At 72.3% G+C, this 24053-nt stretch carries 17 protein-coding genes; 3 read left to right on the top strand and 14 right to left on the bottom strand.

Translation table 11 applies throughout. The features are described from left to right. Position 1 precedes the first annotated feature (1 nt). The 4 genes from rhaS to EWH70_RS34165 are packed head-to-tail and all read right to left on the bottom strand — an operon-like array spanning position 2 to position 4564. Positions 2-1048 carry a rhamnose ABC transporter substrate-binding protein gene (rhaS, locus tag EWH70_RS34180; protein WP_130479738.1) on the bottom strand — a complete coding sequence of 349 codons (1047 nt, stop codon included), beginning with the start codon at positions 1046-1048 and terminating at the stop codon, positions 2-4. Further along, positions 1045-2019 carry an ABC transporter permease gene (locus tag EWH70_RS34175; protein WP_130479737.1) on the bottom strand — a complete coding sequence of 325 codons (975 nt, stop codon included), beginning with the start codon at positions 2017-2019 and terminating at the stop codon, positions 1045-1047. Before EWH70_RS34175 ends, rhaS begins: the two co-directional genes overlap by 4 nt. Beyond that, positions 2016-3065 carry an ABC transporter permease gene (locus EWH70_RS34170; protein WP_130479736.1) on the bottom strand — a complete coding sequence of 350 codons (1050 nt, stop codon included), beginning with the start codon at positions 3063-3065 and terminating at the stop codon, positions 2016-2018. The genes EWH70_RS34175 and EWH70_RS34170 overlap by 4 nt, the downstream gene beginning before the upstream one ends. Beyond that, positions 3062-4564, bottom strand: a complete 1503-nt coding sequence (locus EWH70_RS34165) for a sugar ABC transporter ATP-binding protein (protein ID WP_130479735.1) — start codon at positions 4562-4564, stop codon at positions 3062-3064. Before EWH70_RS34165 ends, EWH70_RS34170 begins: the two co-directional genes overlap by 4 nt. 153 nt (positions 4565-4717) lie before the next feature. On the opposite strand from EWH70_RS34165, the gene EWH70_RS34160 reads away from it, so the two are divergent. Continuing rightward, complete coding sequence (locus EWH70_RS34160; protein WP_130479734.1) at positions 4718-5731, top strand: LacI family DNA-binding transcriptional regulator; 1014 nt, start codon at positions 4718-4720, stop codon at positions 5729-5731. Positions 5732-5842: 111 nt separating this feature from the next. On the opposite strand, the gene EWH70_RS34155 is transcribed toward EWH70_RS34160, so the two are convergent. Then, the gene (locus EWH70_RS34155; protein ID WP_130479733.1) at positions 5843-6802 is read right to left on the bottom strand and encodes a quinone oxidoreductase family protein; all 960 of its coding nucleotides are present in this window, start codon (positions 6800-6802) and stop codon (positions 5843-5845) included. Positions 6803-6887: 85 nt separating this feature from the next. Between EWH70_RS34155 and EWH70_RS34150 the strand changes: the two genes are divergently transcribed. Next, positions 6888-7499 carry a TetR/AcrR family transcriptional regulator gene (locus EWH70_RS34150; RefSeq protein WP_240687380.1) on the top strand — a complete coding sequence of 204 codons (612 nt, stop codon included), beginning with the start codon at positions 6888-6890 and terminating at the stop codon, positions 7497-7499. Here EWH70_RS34150 and EWH70_RS34145 read toward each other — a convergent pair. Together EWH70_RS34145 and EWH70_RS34140 are read right to left on the bottom strand one after the other, a co-directional pair. Beyond that, entirely contained in the window at positions 7459-10551 is a 3093-nt protein-coding gene (locus EWH70_RS34145; RefSeq protein WP_130479732.1) for an alpha-L-rhamnosidase, read from the bottom strand. The two genes, EWH70_RS34150 and EWH70_RS34145, sit on opposite strands and share 41 nt — an antisense overlap. A gap of 5 nt (positions 10552-10556) precedes the next feature. Next, positions 10557-13766, bottom strand: a complete 3210-nt coding sequence (locus EWH70_RS34140; RefSeq protein WP_130479731.1) for a family 78 glycoside hydrolase catalytic domain — start codon at positions 13764-13766, stop codon at positions 10557-10559. 108 nt (positions 13767-13874) lie between these two features. Between EWH70_RS34140 and recQ the strand changes: the two genes are divergently transcribed. Then, complete coding sequence (gene recQ, locus EWH70_RS34135; RefSeq protein ID WP_130479730.1) at positions 13875-15689, top strand: DNA helicase RecQ; 1815 nt, start codon at positions 13875-13877, stop codon at positions 15687-15689. A gap of 453 nt (positions 15690-16142) precedes the next feature. Here recQ and EWH70_RS34130 read toward each other — a convergent pair whose 3' ends face one another. From EWH70_RS34130 to EWH70_RS34100, 7 genes are all read right to left on the bottom strand, one after another. Next, positions 16143-16742, bottom strand: coding sequence for a GTP-binding protein (locus EWH70_RS34130; protein ID WP_130479729.1), 600 nt, complete (start codon positions 16740-16742; stop codon positions 16143-16145). Continuing rightward, positions 16723-17103 (bottom strand): DUF742 domain-containing protein, encoded by a 381-nt coding sequence (locus tag EWH70_RS34125; protein ID WP_130479728.1) that lies wholly within the window; start codon positions 17101-17103, stop codon positions 16723-16725. The genes EWH70_RS34130 and EWH70_RS34125 overlap by 20 nt, the downstream gene beginning before the upstream one ends. After that, positions 17100-17519, bottom strand: coding sequence for a roadblock/LC7 domain-containing protein (locus tag EWH70_RS34120; RefSeq protein ID WP_130479727.1), 420 nt, complete (start codon positions 17517-17519; stop codon positions 17100-17102). Before EWH70_RS34120 ends, EWH70_RS34125 begins: the two co-directional genes overlap by 4 nt. Before the next feature lie 5 nt (positions 17520-17524). After that, the gene (locus EWH70_RS34115) at positions 17525-19951 is read right to left on the bottom strand and encodes a sensor histidine kinase (protein ID WP_130479726.1); all 2427 of its coding nucleotides are present in this window, start codon (positions 19949-19951) and stop codon (positions 17525-17527) included. 291 nt (positions 19952-20242) lie between these two features. After that, positions 20243-22588 (bottom strand): GH92 family glycosyl hydrolase, encoded by a 2346-nt coding sequence (locus tag EWH70_RS34110; RefSeq protein ID WP_130479725.1) that lies wholly within the window; start codon positions 22586-22588, stop codon positions 20243-20245. Positions 22589-22679: 91 nt separating this feature from the next. After that, a complete protein-coding gene (locus EWH70_RS34105) occupies positions 22680-23387 on the bottom strand; it encodes a fibronectin type III domain-containing protein (RefSeq protein WP_130479724.1) in 708 nt (235 codons plus the stop codon). After that, complete coding sequence (locus EWH70_RS34100) at positions 23384-23974, bottom strand: hypothetical protein (RefSeq protein WP_130479723.1); 591 nt, start codon at positions 23972-23974, stop codon at positions 23384-23386. The genes EWH70_RS34105 and EWH70_RS34100 overlap by 4 nt, the downstream gene beginning before the upstream one ends. Positions 23975-24053 lie beyond the last annotated feature (79 nt).

The raw sequence follows: 24053 nt of genomic DNA, 5'->3' as shown, positions 1-24053 counted from the left end.
CTCAGAAGTCGAACCGGTCGATGTTGGCCTTGTCGAACACCGTCGGCGGGCCGAGCACGATCTCCCCCTGGGCACCGACGGTGTACTCGCCGAGGTTGCCCGCGCGGAACTTCTGCCCCTGCGCGCCGGTGATCTGGTTGGACGCCAGCGCGGCGGCGGCGAACGTCGCCAGGTAGCCCAGCTTGGCCGGTTCCCACAGGGCGAACGAGCCCACGGTGCCGTCCTTGACGTACTGCCGCATCTGGTTGGGTGTGCCCAGCCCGGTCAGCGCGACCTTGCCCTTGTACTCCGAGGAGGACAGGTACCGGCCGGCTGCGGCGAGCCCCACCGTCGTGGGCGAGACGATGCCCTTCAGGTTCGGGTGGGCCTGCAGCAGGCCCTGGGTCTTCTGGAACGAGGTCTGGTCGTCGTCGTTGCCGTAGGCCACCTCGACCAGCTTGAGCGCCGCGTACTTCGGCGTGGCCAGCTCCTGGCGCATCACCTCGATCCAGGTGTTCTGGTTGGTGGCGTTGGCGGTGGCCGACAGCACCGCGAACTCCCCCGCGCCACCGATGGCGGCGGAGATCAGCTCCAGCTGCTTGACGGCGACCTCGCGGGAGTCGACCTGGTTGATGAACAGGTCGCGGGCGTCGGGCGCGGCGTCGGAGTCCAGCGTCACCACCTTCATCCCGGCCGACCGGGCGGCCTTGAGCGCGGGCGCGACGGCGTTGCGGTCGTTGGCCGCCAGCACCAGCACGTCCTGCCGCTGCTGGGCGGCGGTGTTGATGTAGGTGACCTGGGAGGCGGCACTGGCCTCGGACGGCCCGGTCGCCTTGTACTCGGCCTTCAGCTCACCGGAGGCCTGCTCGATTGCCTTGCCCACCACGGTGAAGTACGGGTTGTTGACCTGCTTGGGCAGGAACGTCACCTTCAACCCGGTCTTCAGCTGGGCATTGGGATCGGCGGCACCCGCGGGCCCGGACGGCCCGGCCTGCTGGCCGGCGCCGTCGCGCGTGGTACATCCGGCCAGCGCCAGTACGGCTACAGCCAGTACGGCTAGTGTCCTCATGGGGAGGCTCCTTCCGTGGGACGTCTGATGCGGGCCGCTATCCGGGACACCGTCGGCGGCGTGAGGACGCCGAGCAGCAACAGCAGGCCGGTGACGACGGTGAGCGTCTCGGTCGAGACGTCGCCGAGAATGAGGACGTTGCGCAGCGCGCCGAGCAGCAGCACCCCGGCGATGACACCGCCGAGCGTGCCGCGGCCGCCGAAGATCGACACCCCGCCCAGCAGCACCGCGGCGACCACGGCCAGCTCCAGCCCGGTGCCGTTGTCGGCGCGGGCACTGGAGAACCGCAGCGTGTACACGATGCCGGCCAGGGCGGCGACGGCGCCGGTGAGCACGAACAGGATCAGCTTGGTGCGGTTGACCCGGATCCCGGAGAACCGGGCCGCCTCGGTGTTGGCGCCGATGGCGAACGTGGCGCGGCCGAACGGCGTCGCGTGCAGCAGCACCACGAACACCACGGCCAGCACGGCGAACGCGAGGATCGGGTAGGGCAGCCACGTCCCGGGGACCGGCGTGGTGCCGAACTGCGTGTAGGCGGCCGGGAAGTCGGCCACCGCTGTGTCGCCGAGCAGGACCAGCGCGAGCCCGCGGTACAGCGCCAGGGTGCCGATGGTGACCGCCAGCGACGGCAGGCCGAGCCGGGTGACCAGCAGGCCGTTGACCGCGCCGCAGGCGGCTCCGGCGACGATCACCGTCGGCAGGATCAGCTCCAGCGGCCAGCCGGCCGTCCACAGTGTACCGACCAGTGCGCTGGCCAGGCCCAGCGTGGACGCCACCGACAGGTCGATCTCGCCGGACACCACGACCAGCGTCAGCGGCAGCGCGATGAGCGCGATCTCGGCGATGTCCAGGCCGAGGTAGAACAGGTTGTCCCCGGACAGGAACGTGCCACCGGTGCGGACCGAGCCGATGACGGCGACCAGTACCAGCAGGACCACCAGCGCCGATTCCCAGCGCAGCACGCGGGTCATGTCCGCCCCCTTCCGCTGCTGCGGCGCAGCGCGGCGGCCAGCCGCAGCGCCACCAGCCGGTCCAGCGAGATGGCGGCCAGCAGCAGCGCGCCGGTGATGGCCTGCTGCCAGAACGCCGGAACGCCCAGTACGACCAGGCAGCCGGAAATGGTGCTCAGCAGCAACGCGCCCAGCGCGGCGCCGACCACGGTGCCGGACCCGCCGAAGATGGCCACACCCCCGACCACGACGGCCGCCACCACCTGCAGTTCGAGCCCGGTGCCCGCGGCGGCGTCGACGGTGCCGTAGCGGGCAGTCCACAACGTGCCGGCCAGCCCGGCGATGGCCCCGGACACCACGAACGCGGCGAACACCCTGCGCCCCACCGCAATCCCGGCCAGCACCGCGGCCTCCGGGTGCGAGCCGATGGCGTACAGCTCCCGCCCGGACCGGTAGGACCGCAGGTAGAACGCGGCCAGCAGCACCGCGGCCAGCGTCACCAGCACCAGGTAGGGCACGCCGAGCACCCGCCCGCCGCCGAAGCCCAGCAGGCCCGACGGCAGGTCGGCGGCGCCGACCTGGGTGCCCTGGGCGACGGCGAAGTCCAGGCCGCGCACGACGTAGAGCGTGCCGAGGGTGACGACCAGGCTGGGCACCCTGCCGACGGCCACGACGAGCCCGTTGAGCACCCCGCAGGCCACCCCGGTCAGCACGCCGACCGCCATCCCGGCGACGACGGGCAGCCCGGGATTGGACGCCAGCGTGTCGGCGGTGAGGAACGCGGACAGGCCGAGCACCGAGCCGACGGACAGGTCGACGTTGCGGGTGACCACCACGATCGTCTGGCCGACGGCGAGCAGCGCGACGATGGCGGCGTTGAGCAGGAGGTCGCGCACGCCCTGGGGATCGAGGAACCGCGGGTTGGCGATGGTCGCGGTGGCGACGACGAGCACGAGCGCACCGGCGATGCCCAGCTCGCGGACCCGGCCCACCCGCCGGGCCAGGCGGCGCGCGGTGGCCGGTTCGGCGCCGGTGGGCTTCGGGCGGCTGGTCAGCTCGGTGGTCATCGGCGCCCCGCCGCCGCCAGGGCCACCGACTGCTCGGTGGCGTCGTCGCGGTCCAGTTCGGCGACCAGCCTGCCCTCGTGCATCACCAGCACCCGGTCGGCCATACCGAGGACCTCGGGCAGTTCGGAGGAGATCATCAGCACCGCCACCCCGTCGGCGGCCAGTTCGGCCAGCACCCGGTGCACCTCGGCCTTCGTTCCCACGTCGATGCCGCGGGTCGGCTCGTCGACGATCAGCATCCTCGGGCGGCGGGACAGCCACTTGGCCAGCACCACCTTCTGCTGGTTGCCGCCGGACAGCACACCGACCGGGTCGGTGAGCCTGGCGAACTTCAGCCGCAGCCGGACCGCCCAGTCGCGGGCCAGTTCCCGTTCGTCGCGGCGGCGGATCAGCCAGCCGCGGCGCAGGCTGCCCAGCGACGCGAGCGCGGTGTTGCGTTCGATGGAGGCGTCCAGCACCAGGCCCTGCTGGCGGCGGTCCTCGGGCACGAAACCGATCCCGGCGGCCATGGCCGCACTCGGCGACGCCGCCCGCAGCGGACGGCCGTCGACGGTCACCGTCCCGGCGTCGAGCCGGTCCACGCCGAAGATCGCGCGGGCGACCTCGCTGCGGCCCGCGCCGACCAGGCCGGCCAGCGCGACCACCTCACCGGCCCGCAGGTCGAACGAGACGTCGGTGAACACACCTTCCCTGGTCAGCCGGCGCGCCGACAGCACGACGCCGCCGGGCGTGCCGCGGCCGTCCGGGTAGAGCGCCGACAGTTCGCGGCCCACCATGCGGTGCACCAGTTCGTCGGGCCCGACGCCGGCCAGCGGGCCGGTCCACACGTGAGCGCCGTCGCGCAGGACGGTCGCCTGCTCGCACAGCTGGAACACCTCGTCCAGCCGGTGCGACACGAACAGCACCGCGACGCCCTCGGCCAGCAGTGCCCGCGCGACGTCGAACAGCCTGCGGACCTCGGCGGGCGAGAGCGCGGCGGTGGGCTCGTCCATCACCACCACGCGGGCGTCGAACGACAGCGCCTTGGCGATCTCGACGACCTGCTGGTCGGCGATGGACAGCCCGCGGGCGGGCCGTTGCGGGTCCAGCGTGACGCCGAGCCTGCCGAACAGGCCGCGGACCAGCCCGTCCAGCGCGGCGGCGTCGATGCGGCGGCCGGACCGCAGCGGCTGGCGTCCCATGTAGACGTTCTCGGCGACCGAGAGGTCGGGGAACAGCGTGGGTTCCTGGTAGATCACCGCGATCCCGGCCGCGCGGGCGTCGGCCGGGCCGGTGAAGCGGGCCGGCCTGCCCGCGACCTCGACGTGGCCGGCGTCCGGGCGGTGCACCCCGGCCAGCAGCTTGATCAGCGTCGACTTGCCCGCGCCGTTCTCCCCCAGCAGCGCGTGAGCCCGGCCCGGCAGCAGTTCCAGCGAGACGTCGTCGAGGGCACGGACCGCGCCGAACGCCTTGCCGGTCCCGCGCAGGGCGACGACCGGCGCGGTGTCGTCCTCGGGCATCCGCGGCTCCAGTCTTTGAATCGTTTCAACCAGACATGCGGGATCAGCCTGCGTGACCGGGGTCACGCGTGTCAAGCCCCAGGGTGAATGGCCGAAGATCAACCGGCAGATGGGTTATCGTTCTGTGAGACGTTTCAATAAGGAGGTACCGCCGTGGCGGTGGGCATCCGGGAGGTCGCCGCGCTGGCCAGGGTGTCGGTGGCGACGGTGTCCAACGTGCTCAACAAGCCCGACGTCGTCGCCGTCGCCACCCGCGAACGGGTCCGGGCGGCGATCGCCGAGCTGGGGTTCGTGCGCAACGAGTCGGCACGGCAGCTGCGGTCCGGCACGGCCAGGGCGATCGGGCTGCTGGTGCTCGACGTCGGCAACCCGTTCTTCACCGACGTCGCCCGCGGGGTCGAGGAGGCCACCTCGGAGGCCGGGCACGCGGTGATCCTGTGCAACAGCGACTCCTCCCCCGGCCGCGAGGCACGCCACCTGGAACTGCTGGCCGAACAGCGGGTGCACGGCGTGCTGGTCACCCCGGCGGGACCGTCGCTGGACGGGGTGCGGCGGCTGCGCGACCGGGGCGTGTCGGTGGTGCTGCTGGACCACCCCAGCCGGGAGCCCGACCTGTGCTCGGTGGCGGTCGACGACCACACCGGCGGCGAGCTGGCGATCAACCACCTGCTCGCCGAGGGCTACCGGGAGATCGTCATGGTCAACGGCCCGTCCCGGCTGCACCAGGCACGGCAACGCAGGCGGGGCGCGGAGGACGCGGTGCGGGCCGCCGGCTACCCGGCGGGCACGCTCTCCGTCGTCGAGGTTCCGGCGCTGACCGTCGCCGGCGGCCAGCGGGCCGGGGAGCAGCTGCTGGCGCGGCGGAACCGGCCGCCCGCGATCTTCTGCGCCAACGACCTGCTGGCACTGGGCGTGCTGCAGGCCATGGTGCGGGCGGGGGTGCGGGTGCCCGAGGACGTCGCCATCGTCGGCTACGACGACATCGACTTCGCCGCGGCGGCGGCCGTCCCGCTGACGTCGGTGCGCCAGCCGCGGCACGAGCTGGGCCGCACGGCGGCGGCACTGGTCATGGCCGAGAGCCAGGACCCGGACGGGCACGAGCACCAGCACGTCCTGTTCACCCCGGAACTGGTGGTGCGCGAGTCCAGCCGCCGCCCCCGGGTCTAGCCCCAGGCCCCGTCCAAAGCTCGTGAAGGCCACCTTCATTACGTGAGACGTGGTGAAGGTGGCCTTCACGTGCCTTGCGTGTGCGACCCGGCTTTGCCGGGGCGCCGTGGTTCACAGGACGATGACGGTGCGCTCGCCGGGTGCGTCCTGGTGGGCCCAGGCCGCCTCGACCCGGTCGAGCGGGAACGGGTGCGGGCGCACGGCCATGCCACCCGCGGCGATCGTGGCGACGAGCTCGGTGAACTCCCGCAGCATGACCTGCATGTCCACCGAGCCGAAGCCGCTGCCCAGCACCCGGAACGCGGTGGACCGCAGGGTGTGCCCGGACAGCGTGATCGCGTCCCCGCCCATGCCGCCGATCTGCACCCAGTCGAGCAGGCGGGTGCGCTGGGTCCGGGCCCCGAGGACGGCACGCATGGCGAGTTCGGTCGGCGGCCCCCACACGTAGTCGAGGACCACGTCGACGTCGGCTGCGGCCTCGGCGAGCGCGGCCGCGGTGGCGTCCTGGTCGGGGACGAGCGCGACGATGTCGTCCGCGCCCTCGGCCGCGAGTTCGCCGAGGCGGGAGCGATTGCGGCCGGCGGCGATCACCCGCCCGGCACCGAGGTGCTTGGCGACCTTGACGGCCATGGACCCGGCGTTGCCGGTCGCGCCGTGCACCAGGACCGAGTGCCCGGCCTGGAACGGCACGCGGGTGCGCAGCGCTCCCCACGAGGACAGGGCGGGATTCATGGTCGCGACCAGGACCGCGGGATCGGCTCCGTCCGGGACCGGGATGACGGCCGCCGGATCGATGACGATCCGCTCGGCCAGCGTGCCCGCGCCCATCATCATCACGTAGGCGAGGCTGCCGTCCGCCCTGCGGACGACGGCGTCGGCACCGGCCAGCGCGGGCAGCGTCTTCGGGCTGGTGTAGTGCTTGCCCGCGGCGATGCCCCGGGTGGCGGGGTGCACGCCGACGGCGAGGACCTCCACCTCTTCCTGCCCGGGGGCGGGCTCGGGCGCGGGAACGGACCGGAAGTGCGGCGGCTCGTCGAACGACTCCACCACCGCGGCATTGATCATCGACATGTTCGTACTCCTTGCCTGCGTGTCACCCATAAGATACCGTTGCGTATCTTATGAACGAGTGTACGCCGAACATCGGGGAGCTGTGGTGAGCCGGCGGCGCAGGGGCGCCGCCCTGGAGAACGCGATCACCGATGCCGCCTGGGAGGTACTGGTCGAGCAGGGCTACCACGGCCTGACCTTCGAGGCGGTCGCGGCACGCGCCGGAACCAGCAAACCGGTGCTGTACCGGCGCTGGCCGCGGCGCGAGGACCTGCTGCTCGCCACACTCGCCCGGCACTGGCCCCCGCTCGACCTCCCCGACACCGGCAGCCTGCGCCAAGACGCGCTCACCGTCCTGCGCACGGTCAACGCCGAGCGCTCCCGCACGCTGATCCTCATGCGGGTCCAGCTCGCGGACTACTTCCGCGAGACCGGCACCACCTTCGGCCAGCTACGCGACCGCCTGCGTCCCGCGGACCGGACGCCGCCCTTCCCGGCGCTCGTCGCCCGCGCGGTCGAACGCGGCGAACTCGCGGACGTGCCGCGATCGCAACGCGTGGTGAACCTGCCCTTTGACCTGGTGCGCCACGACATGCTGATGAACATGGGCGCGGTACCGGACGAGACGATCACCGAGATCGTGGACACGGTGTGGCTGCCCCTGCTCGGCCTGCCGCCTAACCGACCCGGAACCGCAGCTCGCCCGAGCCGGCGGTGAACACCGCGAAGCCGTCCCGCATCTCCTGGAACCGCGCGCCCCCACGGCCGAGCACCCGCACCGACTCGCGGTCCGGCGCGGGCACGTGGATCGTCGCCGTCGTGTTCGGCGGCACGGTCACCGCCAGCGTCAGCACCGGCCCGGCCTGCCGCCAGCTCGACGCGACCGTGCCGTACACCGACTCGAAGCTCGCCTCGGCCGCGGTCAGCCCGCCGCCGGGCCGCGGCCGGATGTCGACGTGCCGCGCGGGCGCGTCCAGCGAGATCCCGCTGACCGTGCGGTACATCCAGTTGCCCACGGCGCCGTAGGCGTAGTGGTTGAACGAGTTCATCGCCGGGTCGCCGAACGTCCCGTCGGGTTTGATCGAGTCCCACCGTTCCCAGATGGTCGTGGCGCCGCGGTCGACCTCGTAGCCCCACGACGGGAAACTGCGCTGGGTCAGCAGCCGGTAGGCGACGTCGAGGTGGCCGGTGTCGGACAGCACGCGCAGCAGGTCCGGCGTGCCGAGGAAGCCGGTGGACAGGTGCCAGTTCCGCGATTCCAGCTTGCGCACCAGGTGCCCGGCGGCGGCCGCCCGGCGGTCGGCCGGCAGCAGGTCGAACGCCAGCGCCAGCACGTAACCGGCCTGCGCGTCGCCACGCAGCTTCCCGTCCGGTTCCAGATAGGTGGCCTGGAACGCGGCGCGCACCCGGTCGCGCAGCTCCCGGTGGGCGGCCGCGTCGGCCGGTTTGCCGATGGCCTCGGCCAGTTCGGCGGCCAGCCCCGCGACGTGCGCGAAGTACGCGGTGCCGACCAGGTCGCGGGGTGCCGGGTCGCCGAGGTTGAGCCAGTCGCCGTACCCGGCGTCCGGGCGGATGAAGCCGGTGCTGCTGGCGCGCAGGTAGTCCAGCCATCGCACGATCGCCGGATAGCTGCGCTCGACGACCCGGGTGTCACCGTAGGTCCGCCACAGGGTGTGTGGCAGCGTCACCACGGCGTCGCCCCAGCCCGCGTTGCCCGCGCCGACGATCGGCACGTACGGCACCACGTCGGTGACCGCGCCGTCGGGCCGCTGCGCGTCACGCAGGTCGCGCATCCACTTGTCGCCGAGGAACGCCGACACGTCGGCGTTGAACGCGGCCGTCGGGGCGAACACGTTGATGTCGCCGGTCCAGCCGAGCCGCTCGTCGCGTTGCGGGCAGTCGGTGGGGACGCTGAGGAAGTTGCCGCGCTGGGACCAGACGATGTTGTCCTGCAGTCGGTTCAGCATCGGATCCGACGTGCGGAAGGTGCCGGTGGCCGGGGTGTCGCTGGTGAGCACGACTCCGGTGACCGCGTCCGCGGGCAGCGGCCCGGGATGGCCGGTGACCTCGACGTAGCGGAAGCCGTGGAAGGTGAACCGCGGCTCCCACACCTCCTCCGCGCCGCCGCGGGCGAGGTAGTGGTCGGTGGCCTTGGCGCCGCGCAGGTTGGCGGTGTACAGGGTGCCGTCCGGGTTGAGCACCTCGCCGAAGCGCAGCGTCACCCTGGTACCCGGCGCGGCGCCGCGCAGCCGCAGCCGCGCGGTGCCGACCATGTTCTGCCCCAGATCCACAATGGATACCCCGGGTGCCGGGCTGGTGACGGCCTTCGCCGGCAGTTCCGCCACCGCGCGCACCGGCGGGTCGGCCTGGGCGACCAGGCGTGCGGTCACGTCGGTCTTGGGCCGCGCCGGCGTCCAGTCCCCGGCGTCGAACCCGGGGCTGCTCCAGCCGGTCAGCTCGGCACGGGCGTCGTGGGTCTCGCCGTGCTGGAAGTCGGCGGTGCGGATGGGGCCGACCGTGCTGCGCCAGCTCTCGTCGGTGCCGATCCGGGTCGTCGCGCCGCCGGGGTGGACGACCTCCAGTTGCGCGAGCAGCCCCGGTGAGCTGCCGTACAGGTTCTGCCCTGCCGAGGCGATGCTGCCCGCGTACCAGCCGGTGGACAGTGCCGCGCCGAGGGCGTTGCCACCCTCGCGCAGCAGCGCGGTGACGTCGTAGGTCCGGTACTGCACGCGGGTGGCGTAGTCGGTCCAGCCAGGCGCGAACCGGTCGGCGCTGACCCGGTGGCCGTTGATCTCCGGCTCGGACACGCCGAGCGCGCTGGTGTACAGCCGGGCCCGCTCGACCGGCCGGTCGAGCGTGAAATCCTTACGCAGCAGCGAGGTCCGGTGATCGGGCACCTCGGGTGCGGGGGTCCAGCGAATGGTCCGGTCGCCGGCCACCGGTTCACCGCCGGCGAACGCCTGCCCGTGCGGGTAGCCGTCGGCGGGATGGCTCCACCAGCCGACCTTGCCCCGGGGCTGCGACTGTTCGAGGTAGTACCGCCCGGCCGGAGCGGCCTCGGCCAGCGGCAGCTCACCCCAGCCGTTGTCGGCGTGGTCGTCCAGCCGCCGCGTGGCCACCCGCTGCCCGCCGGGGCCGTCGCGGTAGAGCGTCAGCGTCACGTCCGAGTCGGTGGTGTGCCAGGTGGGAAAACTGCCGGACACCGCCACGAACGGCCGGTCCGCGGTGAACGTCTGGCCGAGCGTGCCGTTCGCGGGAGTTTCCGCCGGGTCCTGCTTGGCGGTGTGCTCGGTCGGCAGCAGCGTGGGCGCGTCGTGACTGATCCAGCGTGCCGTCCAGTCCTGCTGCGTGAGCAGGCCGGTCTCGAACCACCTCGGCTCGGCCCAGCCGGAGGCCTGGCCGCGTTCGTCCCACACGCGGACGGTCCAGTGGTAGCGGGTGCGTGCCGCGAGTGGCCCGCCGGCGTAGGGAATCTGGACCGAGGCCCCGGAGGCGACCCGGCCGCTGTCCCAGACGTCGGCCCGCCCCTCGGCGAGTTTGTCCACAGTGGACGCTACGAGGACGTGGTAGGCGGTCTGCAGGGTGCCCGGCCGCCCGGCACGCAGCCGCCAGCCCAGCCGCGGTGCCGGCTCGTCGATCCCGAGCGGCCGGTCGGCCGACTCGGTGGTCAGGCCGGTCACCGCGGCCGGGGTGGCGCCGGCGGACGGCGACGCCGGCGCCACGCTCGACAGCAGGATCACCAGCAGGGCGGGGATCGCCAGGCGTCTCATCCCGCTCACCTCCCGTCCGGGTCGTCGCTGGTGAACCGCCAGAATCCGGAGGGCACGCGCAGCACGACGTAGCCCGGCTCGGTCCGCAGCACGGACGCGGCCGGGCTCGACTCGACGCCCGCCTGGGCGGGCACGTGCACCTCGGCGACCGAGCCGACCGGTACCTGAACCCGCATCCGCAGCTTCCGGGCGTCGCGCGACCAGGACACCGCGGCGCGGCCGCGTACGGTGTCCACCCCGAACCGGGCCCAGCTCAGCCCCACGCGTGCGTCCGGCCGGACGGTGAAGGTCCGGTAGCCGTCCTCACCGGGCCGCAGGCCGGCGACGTTCTCGTACAGCCACTGCGTGACGGTGCCCTGGAAGTAGTGGTCGCGGGAGCGTGAACCCAGGTGCCACATCTCCCACATGGTGTCGGCACCGTTGTCGAACCAGTGTCCCCAGCTCGGGTAGGTGCGCTGGGTGGCCACGGCGTGCGCGAGGTCGGCGTGGCCGTGTGCGGTGAGCACCGGCAGCAGGACGCTGGTGCCCAGCGCGCCGGTGTTGAGGTGGTTGCCGCGCCGCCGCACGTCGGCGGCCAGGCTCGCCACCACGGTGCCCACCGCGCCGGCGGGAACGAGCCCGAACGCGAGCGGGACGGCGTTGGACGTCTGCCGGTAGTCCGGGTCCTTCGCGGTGCGGTAGTGCCCTTCCGGGGCGAGGAACGCCGTGTTGAGTGCCGTTCGCAGGTCGTCGGCGGCGCCACGGTAGCGGGCCGCGGTGGCCTGCTCGCCGAGCAGCGTGCCCAGCTCCGCGGTGTGGATCAGCGCCCGGTGCAGGTACGCGGTCGCGGTGAGCCGGGTGTCCTCGGGCGGGATGCCGCCGGGATAGCCGGGTGGCAGGTAGTCGCCCAGCGCGGTGACGGCGAGGCCGTCGACCAGCCTGCCGAGTTCGTAGTCCAGGTAGCGGGTCAGCGGCCGCCAGTGCGCGCGCACCAGCTCGGTGTCGCCGTACCAGCGGTGCATCCCGCGCAGCACGAACGGGTACACGGTGGTCCACTCGGGCGCGGGTGCCAGCTCGCGGTAACCCCAGCCGCCGCTGGGCACGATCACCGGCGGCTGCCCGGCGTCGTTCTGGCCGTCGGCGATGTCGCTCAGCCACTTGGTGAACAGCCTGCGCATGTCGAACGCCGCCGCCATCGTCGGCGCGCCCAGCTGCGCGTCGCCGGTCCAGCCGTTCTTCTCGTACATCGGCGTGTCGGTGGGCAGGCCGTGCAGGTTGTTCAACAGGGTGCGGCGCATGGCCCGGTCGAACGTCTCGAACAGCGGCTCGGAGCAGCCGAAGTCGCTCACCGCCGGGACGGCACTGTGCACGACCCGGCCCAGGATGTCCGACGGGCGGGCGCCGGTGATCTCGACGTGGCGGAATCCCTTGTAGCTGAACCGCGGCTCCCAGGCCTCGGTGCCGGTCCCGGCGCTGACGTACTCGTCGACCTGGCTGCGGCCGGTGTAGACGTGCTCGTTGAACGAGTCGACGGTGCCGTCGTCGCGGACCTTCTCGCCGTAGCGGACACTGACCACCGTGCCGCGTGGCGCGTCGGCCGACACCCGCACCCAGCCCGCGGTGGTGCGGCCGAGGTCGGCCACCCAGGTGCCGGGTTTCACCTCCCGCACCGAGGCGGGCCGCACCGACTCGACGATCTCGATCGGCTCGTGCTGCTGGGCCCGCACCGCCCCGGCCGGTGCGGGGCGGACCACGGCCGGTGCCCAGCCGCTGTCGTCGAAACCCGGCTCGGACCAGCCGCCGACGGCCAGCCGCGCGTCGTAGGTCTCCCCCTCGTACAGCGAGTCGAACCGGGTCGGGCTCTCGGCGACCCGCCAGCCGCCGTCGGACACCACGACCGTGCGCGTGCCGTCCGGATGCTCCACTTCCAGCCGGGCCAGCAGCTTCGGTTCGGCCCGCCAGAACGCCTCGGTCCAGCGCCACGCGCTGGGTGTGGTCATCGAGTGGAAGCCGCGGCCCAGCGTGACGCCCAGCGCGTTGTCACCGTGGCGCAGTGCGGCGGTGACGTCGTGCGTGGCGTAGAGGACCGTGCGGTGGTAGGCGGTGAAGCCAGGGTCGAGAACCTGCGTGCCGACGCGGCGGCCGTTGAGTTCGGCCTCGTAGTAGGCCAGCCCGGCGATGTAGAGCCGCGCCCCGGCGATCGGCCGGTCCACCCGGAATCCCTTGCGCAGCAACGGAGCAGGGGCCGTCACCGGTACCGACACCCCGCTGCCCCACGGCCCCTGGCCGTACGGTGCGAGCACGGTGGCCGGCGCCCAGCCGGAGTCGTCGAAGCCGGGCTCGGTCCAGCCGGGGACCTCCGCGTCGGTGGCCCGCCAGCCGGGGCCAGTGACCAGTTCCCGCTCCCCCGACGCGGTCTCGGCGACCAGGCGCACCAGCAGCCCGGCGGGGTTGACCGACGCGCCGCCGCGGTTGGTCGCCACGGCCGCCAGCACGAGCCGCTCCGCGGGGGCGGCCTCGGCCTGCCGTCCGGTCCGCCAGCCGTCGGTGCGCTGCGGGGCATGCAGGAGCCGTTCGCCGTTGCAGTACAGGGTGAAGTCGTCGTCGGCGGTGGCCACCACCCGGACGCGCCGCACCCCGGCAGGCAGGTCCACCGCGCCGCGGAACCACCGCGGGCCGGGCGGCGCGCCGGACGTCGACCCGTCGGCCGTCCAGATCCACGACGCGCCCGCGAACGGCAGCGCGGGCTCCGGTTCGGGCGCGCCGATCCAGGAGGCCTGCCACGGCCTGCCCAGCAACGCGGTCTCCCACCAGCCGGGCTCGCTCCAGCCGCTGACGCCGCCGTGGGCGTCCCACACCCGTACCCGCCAGAAGTACCGGGTCGACGGCTTCAGGTCCGGCCCGGCGTACACGGCGGCCTGCGTGTCGCCGGGGACGCGGTCGCCGCGCCAGACGTCGGCGTGACCGGGCCGGGTGCCGACCTCCAGCTGGTAGGCGGTCTGGGTGGCGCCGTGCCCGTCGGCGGCCAGTGCCCAGGACAGCCGCGGCCGGGCGGTGTCGGTACCGAGCAGGTTCGGTGCGTGCTCGACGTAGCAACGGTCCACTCGCAGCACGGATTTCCTTCCACCGCCGGGTGTTGCCGCCGCCGCGGGCCCGCCGAACGCCGCCGCGCCGGCGACCAGGCCCGCTCCGGTGGCCGATCTCCGCAGGAATACTCGCCGGTCGAACCGCGTCATCGCATCTCCCGCCGGTGGTTTTCCCGCTACGGTAGGAAAATCGCCTGCCCGCGGACAATCGTGCTGTCCCGATGTGGCCATGTCGGCAGGCACGCCTAGACTCGCGGCATGTCTGCGGTGGACACCCTGCGCCGGGTCTTCGGCTACGACTCCTTCCGCGGCGAGCAGGAGTCGATCATCGACCACCTGGTCGCCGGCGGAGACGCGCTCGTGCTCATGCCCACCGGCGGCGGGAAGTCGCTGTGCTACCAGATCCCGGCACTGGTCCGCGAGGGCGTCGGGGTGGTGATCTCACCGCTGATCGCGTTGATGCAGGACCAGGTCGACGCACTGAAGGCACTCGGCGTGCGGGCCGGTTTCCTCAACTCGACGCAGGACTTCGCGCAGCGCCGGGAGGTGGAGTCGGCGTTCCTGCGTGGTGAGCTGGACCTGCTGTACCTGGCGCCGGAGCGGCTGCGGGTGGAGTCCACGATCAGCCTGCTCGACAAGGGCAGGGTGTCGCTGTTCGCCATCGACGAGGCGCACTGCGTCTCGCAGTGGGGGCACGACTTCCGGCCCGACTACCTCGGGCTGTCCGAGCTGCACGAGCGCTGGCCGGACGTGCCGAGGGTGGCACTGACCGCGACCGCCACGCAGGCCACCCGGGAGGAGATCGCCACCCGGCTGGACCTCACCGGCGCCAAGCACTTCGTGGCCAGCTTCGACCGGCCCAACATCCAGTACCGCATCGTGCCGAAGGACCGGCCGCAGCAGCAGTTGCTGAAGCTGCTGAAGACCGAGCACGCCGGTGACGCGGGGATCGTCTACTGCCTGTCCCGGGCGTCGGTGGAGAAGACCGCGGACTTCCTGACCGCCAACGGCATCGAGGCACTGCCCTACCACGCGGGCCTGGACAACCGGACGCGGGCGGCGCACCAGTCGCGGTTCCTGCGCGAGGACGGCCTGGTCGTCGTGGCCACGATCGCCTTCGGCATGGGCATCGACAAGCCGGACGTGCGGTTCGTCGCGCACCTGGACCTGCCCAAGTCGGTGGAGGGCTACTACCAGGAGACCGGCCGGGCCGGCCGCGACGGGCTGCCGTCGACGGCGTGGCTGGCCTACGGGCTGCAGGACGTGGTGCAGCAGCGCAAGATGATCGACACCAGCGAGGGCGACCTCGCGCACCGGCGCAGGCTGAGCACGCACCTGGACGCCATGCTGGCGTTGTGCGAGACGGTGGAGTGCCGCCGGGTGCAGCTGCTGGCCTACTTCGGGCAGGAGGGGCAGCCGTGCGGCAACTGCGACACCTGCCTCAACCCGCCGACGGCCTGGGACGGCACGGTCGCCGCGCAGAAGCTGCTGTCGGCGGTGTACCGACTGGACAACGAGCGCGGCCAGCGGTTCGGCGCCGGTCAGGTGATCGACATCCTGCTGGGCCGCAAGACGCCGAAGGTCGAGCAGTTCCGCCACGATCAGCTGTCGGTGTTCGGCGTCGGCACCGACCTGTCGGAGAGCGAGTGGCGGGGTGTGGTGCGGCAGCTGCTGGCGCAGCGGCTGCTGGCCGTCGAAGGTGACTACGGGACGCTGGCGCTGACCGAGGACAGCGGCGAGGTGCTGGGCCGCCGCCGCACGGTGCGGCTGCGGACCGAACCGGAACGCACCGCCGCGCCCCGGTCCTCGGCGCGTGCCAAGGCAGCGGCGGTGGACATGCCGGCCGAGGCGGCGCCGGTGTTCGAGCGGCTGCGGGCCTGGCGGGCCGCGGCGGCCAAGGAGCAGGGCGTGCCAGCGTACGTGATCTTCCACGACGCGACGCTGCGCCAGATCGCCGCCCGCTCCCCCGCCACGCTGGCCGACCTGGGCGGCATCAGCGGCGTCGGCGAGAACAAGCTGGCCCGCTACGGGCAGCAGATCCTCGACACCCTGGCCGAGCCCGCGGCGTCCTGACGGCTGGCGGAGGCTCGTGAAGGCCACCATCATTAGGTGAGCGTCAGGGCCCCGGCAAAGTCGGGGCGTCGTGGGCGATTGCCGTGAGGGCCCCCTTCACGGCATCAGACGCCACCACATCCGCCCTCACCCCGGCACACCCGCCCCACCAGCCTCGAACACCACAACCACCCCACCAGCCACCACGAACGAGACAACCCCAGCAAGCACCAGAGCACGTGAAGGCCACCATCACCACGTCACACGTAATGAAGGTGGCCTTCACGTGCTCTAACGGCTCCGGCCTGGCAAAGCCCGGCATCCGGCAGGGCGAGGTAGGTGGTCCCCCGAGCGCAGAACTCGCGTCAGGGCGGGGCTGTCTCGTCCGTGGTAGCTGATGCCGTGAAGGCCGCCCTCACGGCACCAGATGCCGTGAGGGCCCCCTTCACGGCACAGGCGAGGCGGCCCAGTGAGTCAGAAGCGGCTGGCGGCCAGCTCGCCGACGGCCATCACGTGCTCCATCAGCGTGATCAGCACCTGCTTGGTCGAGTCGCGGTCGCGCGCGTCGCACAGCAGCAGCGGCACCGTCGGGTCGACGTCCAGCGCCGCACGCACCTCCTCGGTGCCGTAGCGGTACGCGCCGTCGAAGCAGTTGACCGCCACCACGAACGGCAGCCCGCGCCGCTCGAAGAAGTCCACCGCGGCGAAACAGCTGTCCAGTCGCCGGGTGTCGGCCAGCACGACCGCGCCCAGCGCGCCGTCGGCCAGCTCGTCCCACATGAACCAGAACCGGTCCTGTCCCGGCGTGCCGAACAGGTACAGGATCAGCTCGGGGTTGATGGTGATGCGGCCGAAGTCCAGCGCCACCGTCGTCGTGGTCTTGCGTTCCACCCCGGTCAGGTCGTCGACACCGGCCGACGCCTCGGTGATCAGCTCCTCGGTGCGCAGCGGGGGAACCTCGCTGACCGAGCCGACCATGGTGGTCTTTCCTACTCCGAACCCGCCCGCTACCAGCAGCTTCACCGCGGTCGCGGTGAGGGACCGCCTCGGCGCGTCAGAGTTTCCGGATGCCATCGAGAACCGCCTGGAGTACGTGTTTGTTGGGTCGTTCGGTCACCGGGTCCGCCACCGTGGCCGTGCGGTAGAGCATGTGCCCGTCCTCGATGAGGTCGCCGAGCAGCACCTTGACCACCGGCAGCGGCAGGTCGACCCGGGCGGCCACCTCGGCCACCGAGAGGGGACGTTGGCACAGCCGGATGATCTGCGCGTACTCGGGGTCCATCGTCACGCATTCGGCGGCCGACCGCATGGCGACCACCAGCGTGATCATGTCCAGCCCCACGGCGGCCGAGCGCGTCCGTCCGCCGGTGACCGCGTACGAGCGGACCAGCGGACCGGCCTCCTCGTCGAACCACGCCTCGTGCCGGCCGCTCATGGCGAGCTTCGCTCGACCCCGGCGCCGGCCCGCGGCGCCGCCGTGAGCACCGCGCCGACGCGCTTGACCATCAGGTTCATCTCGTAGGCCACCATGCCCATGTCCGCCGTCTCCGTCGCCAGCAGCGCCAGGCAGGCGCCGCGGCCCGCGGCGGTGACGAACAGGAACGCGTGGTCCATCTCCACGACCGTCTGCCGCACGTTGCCGCCGCCGAAGTGCCTGCCGGTTCCCCTGGCCAGGCTCTGGAACGCCGAGGCCACCGCCGACAGGTGCTCGGCGTCGGCCTCGGACAGGTTGCCCGACCGCCCGATCAGCAGGCCGTCGGAGGACAGCACGACCGCTCTGTCCGCGCCGGCCACGCGCTTGATCAGGTCGTCGAGCAGCCAGTCGAGCTCGTTGACTCCCGCGTTGACCATCAGGCTCAGTCTCCATACCTGTCGTCGTGACCGTCCGGGTCCTGTTCTCGGGCCCGGCGGGTGCCCTGCTGGAACGCCGCCAGCCGGTTGCGGGCCATCTCCGGTGAATCGCCCCTGTCCTGCTCTCGCTCGACACCGGGCAGATCGTTACGCAGCTGCGGCACCAGGTTCTGCTGGCGGCGCCGCTGCGGCAGCGGCGGGCGTCCCGGCGCACCGGGACCGCCCGGCCCGCGCACCGGGGGCTCGGCGGGCGCCCGGCCGGCCGACCGCGGCGGGCGGGGTGGCGCCGGCGGCGGCGGGGTGGGTGGTGCCTCCTGCCGCGGCGGTACCGGCACGTGCGGGCGGAACAGGTTCTGCCGGGTCGGCTCGTCCACCTCGTGGTAACCGTTGCCGGCGGGCTCGGGTTCGGGCTCCGGCTCGGGTTCGTAGTCGTCGTACTCCGAGTCTGGCACCGACTGCAGAGCCTCCACCAGTGCGGGTTCCGGCCACTGCGGCGCCTCGGGTTCCTCGCGCACGGGCTCCTCCGGTTCGGGCAGCGGGCTCAGCAGGTCCGAGCGCACCAGCACGATCGCCCGGGTACCGCCGTAGGCGGACTCACGCAGCGTCACCGAGATCCCGTGCCGCACCGCCAGCCGCGCCACCACGAACAGGCCCAGCCGCGGCTCGGAGGACAGCGCCATGATCCCGAAGTCCGGCGGGTCGGCCAGCATGCCGTTGAGCGCCGCGCAGTGCTCCGGCTCGATGCCCAGCCCCTGGTCCTCGACCTCCAGCACGACACCGCGGCCGACGATGTTGCCGCGCACCTCGACCCGCGACTCCGGCGGGGAGAACGACGTCGCGTTGTCGATCAGCTCGGCCAGCAGGTGCATCAGGTCGCCGACGACCGGGCCGTTCACCGCGATCGCGGGCAGGCCGGACACCCGCACCCTGGCGAAGTCCTCGGTCTCGGCGGCCGCGCCACGGGCCAGCTCGCCGATGCCGACCGGGTTGCGCCACTGCCTGCCCGGCTGCCCGCCGCCGAGAATGATCAGGTTCTCCGCGTTGCGCCGCGCCCGGGTGGACAGGTGGTCCAGCTGGAACAGCGTCTCCAGCTGGTCGGGGTCCTCCTGGCGGCGCTCGGCCTGGTCGAGCACCTTCAGCTGGCGGTGCACGATGACCTGGCTGCGGTGGGCGATGTTGAGGAACACCGTCTTGGTGCCCTCACGGATCTTCGCCTCGTCGACGGCCGCCGCGATCGCGGTCTGCTGGGCGGTGTTGAACGCGTCGGCCACCTGCCCGATCTCGTCGCTGCCGTGGTCGAGCACGGCGACGTCGGAGTCGAGGTCGACGTCCTCGCCCCGGCGCAGCCTGCCCACCAGCTCCGGCAGCCGGGTGTCGGCCAGGTCCAGGGTGTCCTCGCGCAGCCGCGCCAGCCTGCCGATCAGCCGGTTGGACAGCCGCAGCGCCAGCAGGAACACCGCGACGGCGAACAGCAACGCGAGCGCGCCCGCGATGATCGAGGTGATCAGCGTGTTCTCGCCGTCGTCGATGGCCTTCTGCGTACTCTGCGAACTCTGCTGCACGAACAGGCCCATGAGCGAGTCGCCGACCTGCCGCGACGCCGCCCGCCACTCGTTCTCCGCGATCGGCAGCTGCGACTGCGGGCCGCGCAGGAACGCGTTCTCCACCGTCGTCAGCTTCTGCCACGCGTCGCTGGCCAGCAGCTGGTCGTAGCGGGCCTTCACCTCGGGGATCATCCGCGGCACCGTCGAGGTCAGCTGCGCGTGGTAGGCGCCGATCTGCTCGACGTAGGCACGGTAACCGGCCTCGTCCAGCCCGCCGCTGACCAGGCCGGCGGCGGCGAGCGCGTCGGCACGCTGCATGCCGTCGGCCGCGACGAACAACGGCACGGCGATCACCCGCAGGTAGCCGGCCTCCGCGTCGGGCGCCTCCTGGGCCAGGCCGGTGAGTCCCTCGGCGAACTGGTCGAGGATGCGGTTGTAGTAGGCGTAGGCCTCGGTCAGCGGCAGCTGCCCGGCGTCGGCGCGCTGGCGGACCTGCGGCAGCTGCGCGACCAGCTGCCCGGCGGTGCCGATGTTGCGCTGCACGCTCTCCGGCGCCTCACCGGCCAGGCCACGCAGGGTGTCCATGATCCCGGCGCCCGCGGCGTCGGTCTTGGCCCGCTGTTCGACGAGCGCGACCCGCTCGTTGCCGGCACCGCTGACCTCACGCAGCGTCAGCCTGCGCTCCTCCTGCGCGGAGGTGAAGAACAGCAGCGCGGGCCGTTCCGAATTGCGGATCTTGTTCGCGAAGTCGCGCACACCGATGGCGTCGTAGATCAGATAACCGGCAAGTGCCACGCCGACCAGCAACAAGGTGATACTGGGAATCAACGCGATCGACAGCACGCGTGCGCGAATCGAGGCACCGCGTCGTCGCACGGAGGTCTTCATCACCGCTGTCCGTTGTCCTTCCGGCAGTTTCGTCCAAAACCCCCATGCGCCAGACGGCGCCGACCGGACGTTAAACACCCCCACTTGAGTGAGTCAAATGGGCTACTCCGTCCAGCCGAGCCGTGTGGTGATCGCTTAACTACGGCCACCGCGTTCCGGAAACGCCTCAACCCGAAATAGTGACCCAGCTCGCAGTACGGACACCGGGGACGAACGGTTCACGCCGGTTTTCGTGACCCCCGTCACCGAACCGGTGGCGACGAATCCGGAACGTGACGTTGGCGACTCCGCTCAGCGAACGGGCCGGTTCACCGACGGCGGCTCGGCGCCGGGAGCGGTTCCCCACGCCGACGGGGTGTCACCGACGGTGTGCGCGAGCCTGCCGCCGCGGGCGATCGAGTCCCAGGTCAGCCAGGTGCGTTCGACCGGCCTGCCGTTCAACGTGACCGACTGGACGTACCGCCGGGAGTCGCTGACCCCCGGCGCGGTCACCCGCAGCGTGCCGCCCTGGCCGCGGAACCGTCCGATGTGGACTTCGGCGGACTCGAACTGCGGGCTGGACACCGCGAGGAAGTTCGCACCGGCCATCGTCGGGTAGAGCCCGAGCGAGGAGAACACGTACCAGGCCGACATCGTGCCCAGGTCGTCGTTGCCGGTCATGCCGTCCGGGCCGGTGCTGAACAACGTCATCGCCGCCCGCACCACGGTCGCCGTCTTGGCCGGTGTCCCGGTCCACAGGTAGGTGTAGGGCGCCAGCAGGTCGGGTTCGTTGTTCGGGTTGTAGGTGGGTTTGCCGTAGTAGTCGTACGGGTCGGTGATCCAGTCGCGGCGCGCGGTGCCGGCCGGGTCGGTGAGCAGCTTGTCGTAGGCGAAGAACGCGTCCAGCCTGCGCCCGGCGGCGGCCCGTCCGCCCATCAGCTCGACCAGGCCTGCCGTGTCCTGGGGCACCAGCCACTGGTACTGGTACGCGCCGCCCTCGTGGAACTGGTGTCCCGCGGGAACCGGGTCGTAGGGCGTGACCCAGGCGCCGTCGGAGGTACGCGGCCGGAAGTGCGCGATCGAGGCGTCCCACAGGTTGCGGTACCACTGGCCGCGCTCGGCGAACATCGCCGCGTCGTCGTGGCGGCCCAGGCCGCGGGCCATCAGCGCCAGCGCCGCGTCGGCGGAGGCGTACTCCAGCGTCGCCGACGCCGGGTGCTTGCAGTCGTTGTCGCCGCCCTTGTGCGCGCAGTCGGTGCCCACGCCCAGCCCGGACGGCAGGTATCCCTTGGCGGCGTAGAACTCCTGACCGGAACGGCCGTTGTACGGCGAGTCCGCGGGCGGCGTGCTGGTGGCGTTGCGGCGCAGCAGCTCGTAGGCCTCCCGTTCGTGCCCGGCCAGCAGTCCCTTCGACCACGCCTCGACGAGGAACGGCGCGACCGGGTCACCGGTCATGATGTTGGTCTCGCTGTTGGCCAGTCCCCAGCGCGGCAGCCAGCCGCCGTCGCGGCCCGCCGCGACCACCGACAGCGCGACGTCGCGGGCCACGCCCGGTTCGATCAGCTGCAGCAGCTGGTTCTGCGGCCGGTAGGTGTCCCACAGCGAGAGGTTCTGGTACGGCGTGTAGCCGCGGGCGCGGTGGACCCTGCCGTCGAACCCGGCGTAGCTGCCGTCGACGTCGCCGGCGAGATTCGGGTGCAGCTGCGCGTGGTAGAGCGAGGTGTAGAACGCGGTCCGCCGCTCGGGCGTGCCGCCGGTGACCCGGATCGAACCCAGCTTCTCCGTCCACTTGCGGTGCAGCGCGGCCCGGGTGGCGTCGAAGTCGAACGACCCACCGGTCTCGGCGGCCAGGTTGCGCCGGGCGCCCTCCAGCCCGGTGTAGGACAGGCCGACCTTCAGCACGGCGTCCCGGTCGGCGCTGGCGTCGAAGCTGACCCAGGCGCCGTTGCCGCCCGTACCGGCCGCGTCGCGGCCGCCGGGGGTCAGCGTGGCCCCGCGCCAGGTGCCGGTCGCGGTGAACGGCCGGTCGAAGGTCGCCGAGAAGTAGACGGTGTGCTCGTCCTTGCCCGCGCAGAACCCGCCCGCCCGCACCCTTCCCTCGATGGTGCGGTCGCCGACGACGTGGATCTCCGAGTCGTGCACCTTCTGGTTGGCCTTGCCGGTGTTGAACAGGACGTTGGCCTGCCCGATGGCCGGGAAGGTGTAGCGCTGCCAGCCGGTCCGCTGCGTGGCGGTCAGCTCGGCGCCGACGCCGTAGCGCTTCAGCCCCACCCGGTAGTAACCGGGCTCGGCCTCCTCGTCGTCATGGCTGTAGGTCGACTTGTAGGCCTCGTGGTCGGCGGTGGTCACCGGGCCGGTGGTCGGCATGACCGGCAGCTCCCCCATCACGCCGCAGCCGACGCCGGACAGGTGGGTCTGGCTGAAGCCGTAGATGGAGTCCTGCAGGTAGTCGTACCCGCCCTGGCCGCCGGTGTCCGGGCTGACCTGCACCATGCCGAACGGCGCGCTGGCGCCGGGGAAGGTGTTGCCGAAGTTCTGCGTGCCGATGAACGGGTTGACCAGCGTCGTCGGGTCCTCCGGCGCCGCCGCCGCGGCGCTGCCGCTGACCAGCCCGGCGCCCAGCGTCGTGACCACGGCGATCGTCCCGAACCTGCGCATTCCGGCCTCCCGGTGACATCGTTGTCAGAGCGCGTCACGGGACGCGGCCCGCCCAGGAACTTTCCACGGCGGGCCCGCCGCTGTCAACGATTCACGTACCGGTACGCACCTGTGCGACGTTGGACTGCGCGCCGTAGACGTAGGGCCGCACCCGGAACGTGGCCACCTTCTCGTCGGGCAGGGTGATCAGGCCGAACGAGGTGATGTTCGCGTCGAGTACGGCGGCCACGCTGAACTCCGGCTTGCCGCGTGGCCGGATCTCCACCAGGTAGCCCTCCTCGTCGGCGGCGTGGTCGACCCAGGTGAAGTGGATTCCGTTGGCGTGCTTGACGGCCGCCTTCAGGTCGGTGGCCGCACCCCCCGCCCTGGTCCGCTCGTCGCGGATCGCCACGGGCGCCACCGACGTGCCCGGCAGCGCCTTCGGCTCGGCCCAGCCGTGGTCGGCCTGCTCGCTGCCCGGCGCCATCTCGCCCGGCGGCAGGGTCACCTCCACCTCGGCCGACGCCGGTCCGAAGTAGGGCCGCAGCCGGTAGAAGAACGGCGTCTCGGGGATCAGGTCGGGATGGGTGAACGCGGTCTGCTGCGGCGGCGCGTACTGCAGGACGGTGTACTGGCCGTTCTCCTCGGTGGCGAACTCGACCACCCGGCCGGCCGCGCCCGGCTCCAGCCCTTCCCAGTGCAACTCGGCGTGCGTGGGCGAGGTCAGCGTCGCGGTGAGCCGCACCCCGGCCTCGGGGGTGTCGGCGGCGCAGCCAGCCGCGGCGAACACGATCGCCGCGGCCGCCACGGAGAGCCTCATTTCTGCCAGAACCGGACTCCGCTCCAGACCACGGTGGCTGGGCCGTTGCCGCTGTTGGTGCGGTAGGCGCCGAACTTGTCGTAGAACGAGCCGCCCGGGCTGGCCACCTCGTGCTTACGGGAACCGTTGATGTAGGTGCGGTGCTGGCCGCCGACCTGGTGCACGGTGTTGACCCGCACCGTCGCGCCGACCGTGGCGCCGGTGGCGATGGTCGTGCCGCCGTGCACCGCGTACAGCCGCCCGCCGCGTTCGACGGCGAGCATGAAGAACGGGCCGCTGCCGAAGGTCTGCTTCAGGCTGATGCGGGTGCCGCCCATGCTGGTGATGCGGAAGCTGCCCTCGAACTGGCGGGTCCCGCTGCTGTAGGTGTCGTAGCGGCGCTCGGCACGCTGGTCGCCGCTCGCGGTCGAGCAGGTGAGGCGGAACGTCAGGTTGTCCACCTGGCCGCACCCCCGTTCCTGCACCTTGAACGATGGCGAGTACGAGCGCCACGGGCCGGACTCCACCTGGGCAACGGCGGGCGACGCTGTCATCAGCAGTCCGCACACCGCCGCGAAACCCGCGATCACGCGGGGCCGTCGAGACATTCCAACCTCCTAGTTGGGGTGTGGCAGGCGGTCATGTCTGGCGGCGCGCTCAGCTTAGGAGAGCGCTTTCACCGGCACA

Origin of the sequence: Amycolatopsis suaedae, from assembly GCF_004214935.1 — a bacterium.
Classification (GTDB): Bacteria; Actinomycetota; Actinomycetes; order Mycobacteriales; family Pseudonocardiaceae; genus Amycolatopsis; species Amycolatopsis suaedae.
This window is presented reverse-complemented; position numbering and strand designations above follow the sequence as displayed.

Coding starts and splice junctions, on each gene's coding strand:
- EWH70_RS34120 (WP_130479727.1), bottom strand. CDS start 17,519: ATGGTCAACGCGGGAGTCAACGAGCTCGACTGGCTGCTCGACGACCTG.
- EWH70_RS34170 (WP_130479736.1), bottom strand. CDS start 3,065: ATGACCACCGAGCTGACCAGCCGCCCGAAGCCCACCGGCGCCGAACCG.
- EWH70_RS34140 (WP_130479731.1), bottom strand. CDS start 13,766: ATGACGCGGTTCGACCGGCGAGTATTCCTGCGGAGATCGGCCACCGGA.
- EWH70_RS34165 (WP_130479735.1), bottom strand. CDS start 4,564: ATGCCCGAGGACGACACCGCGCCGGTCGTCGCCCTGCGCGGGACCGGC.
- EWH70_RS34100 (WP_130479723.1), bottom strand. CDS start 23,974: ATGTCTCGACGGCCCCGCGTGATCGCGGGTTTCGCGGCGGTGTGCGGA.
- EWH70_RS34130 (WP_130479729.1), bottom strand. CDS start 16,742: ATGGCATCCGGAAACTCTGACGCGCCGAGGCGGTCCCTCACCGCGACC.
- rhaS (WP_130479738.1), bottom strand. CDS start 1,048: ATGAGGACACTAGCCGTACTGGCTGTAGCCGTACTGGCGCTGGCCGGA.
- EWH70_RS34115 (WP_130479726.1), bottom strand. CDS start 19,951: ATGAAGACCTCCGTGCGACGACGCGGTGCCTCGATTCGCGCACGCGTG.
- recQ (WP_130479730.1), top strand. CDS start 13,875: ATGTCTGCGGTGGACACCCTGCGCCGGGTCTTCGGCTACGACTCCTTC.
- EWH70_RS34105 (WP_130479724.1), bottom strand. CDS start 23,387: ATGAGGCTCTCCGTGGCGGCCGCGGCGATCGTGTTCGCCGCGGCTGGC.
- EWH70_RS34110 (WP_130479725.1), bottom strand. CDS start 22,588: ATGCGCAGGTTCGGGACGATCGCCGTGGTCACGACGCTGGGCGCCGGG.
- EWH70_RS34145 (WP_130479732.1), bottom strand. CDS start 10,551: ATGAGACGCCTGGCGATCCCCGCCCTGCTGGTGATCCTGCTGTCGAGC.
- EWH70_RS34125 (WP_130479728.1), bottom strand. CDS start 17,103: ATGAGCGGCCGGCACGAGGCGTGGTTCGACGAGGAGGCCGGTCCGCTG.
- EWH70_RS34175 (WP_130479737.1), bottom strand. CDS start 2,019: ATGACCCGCGTGCTGCGCTGGGAATCGGCGCTGGTGGTCCTGCTGGTA.
- EWH70_RS34155 (WP_130479733.1), bottom strand. CDS start 6,802: ATGTCGATGATCAATGCCGCGGTGGTGGAGTCGTTCGACGAGCCGCCG.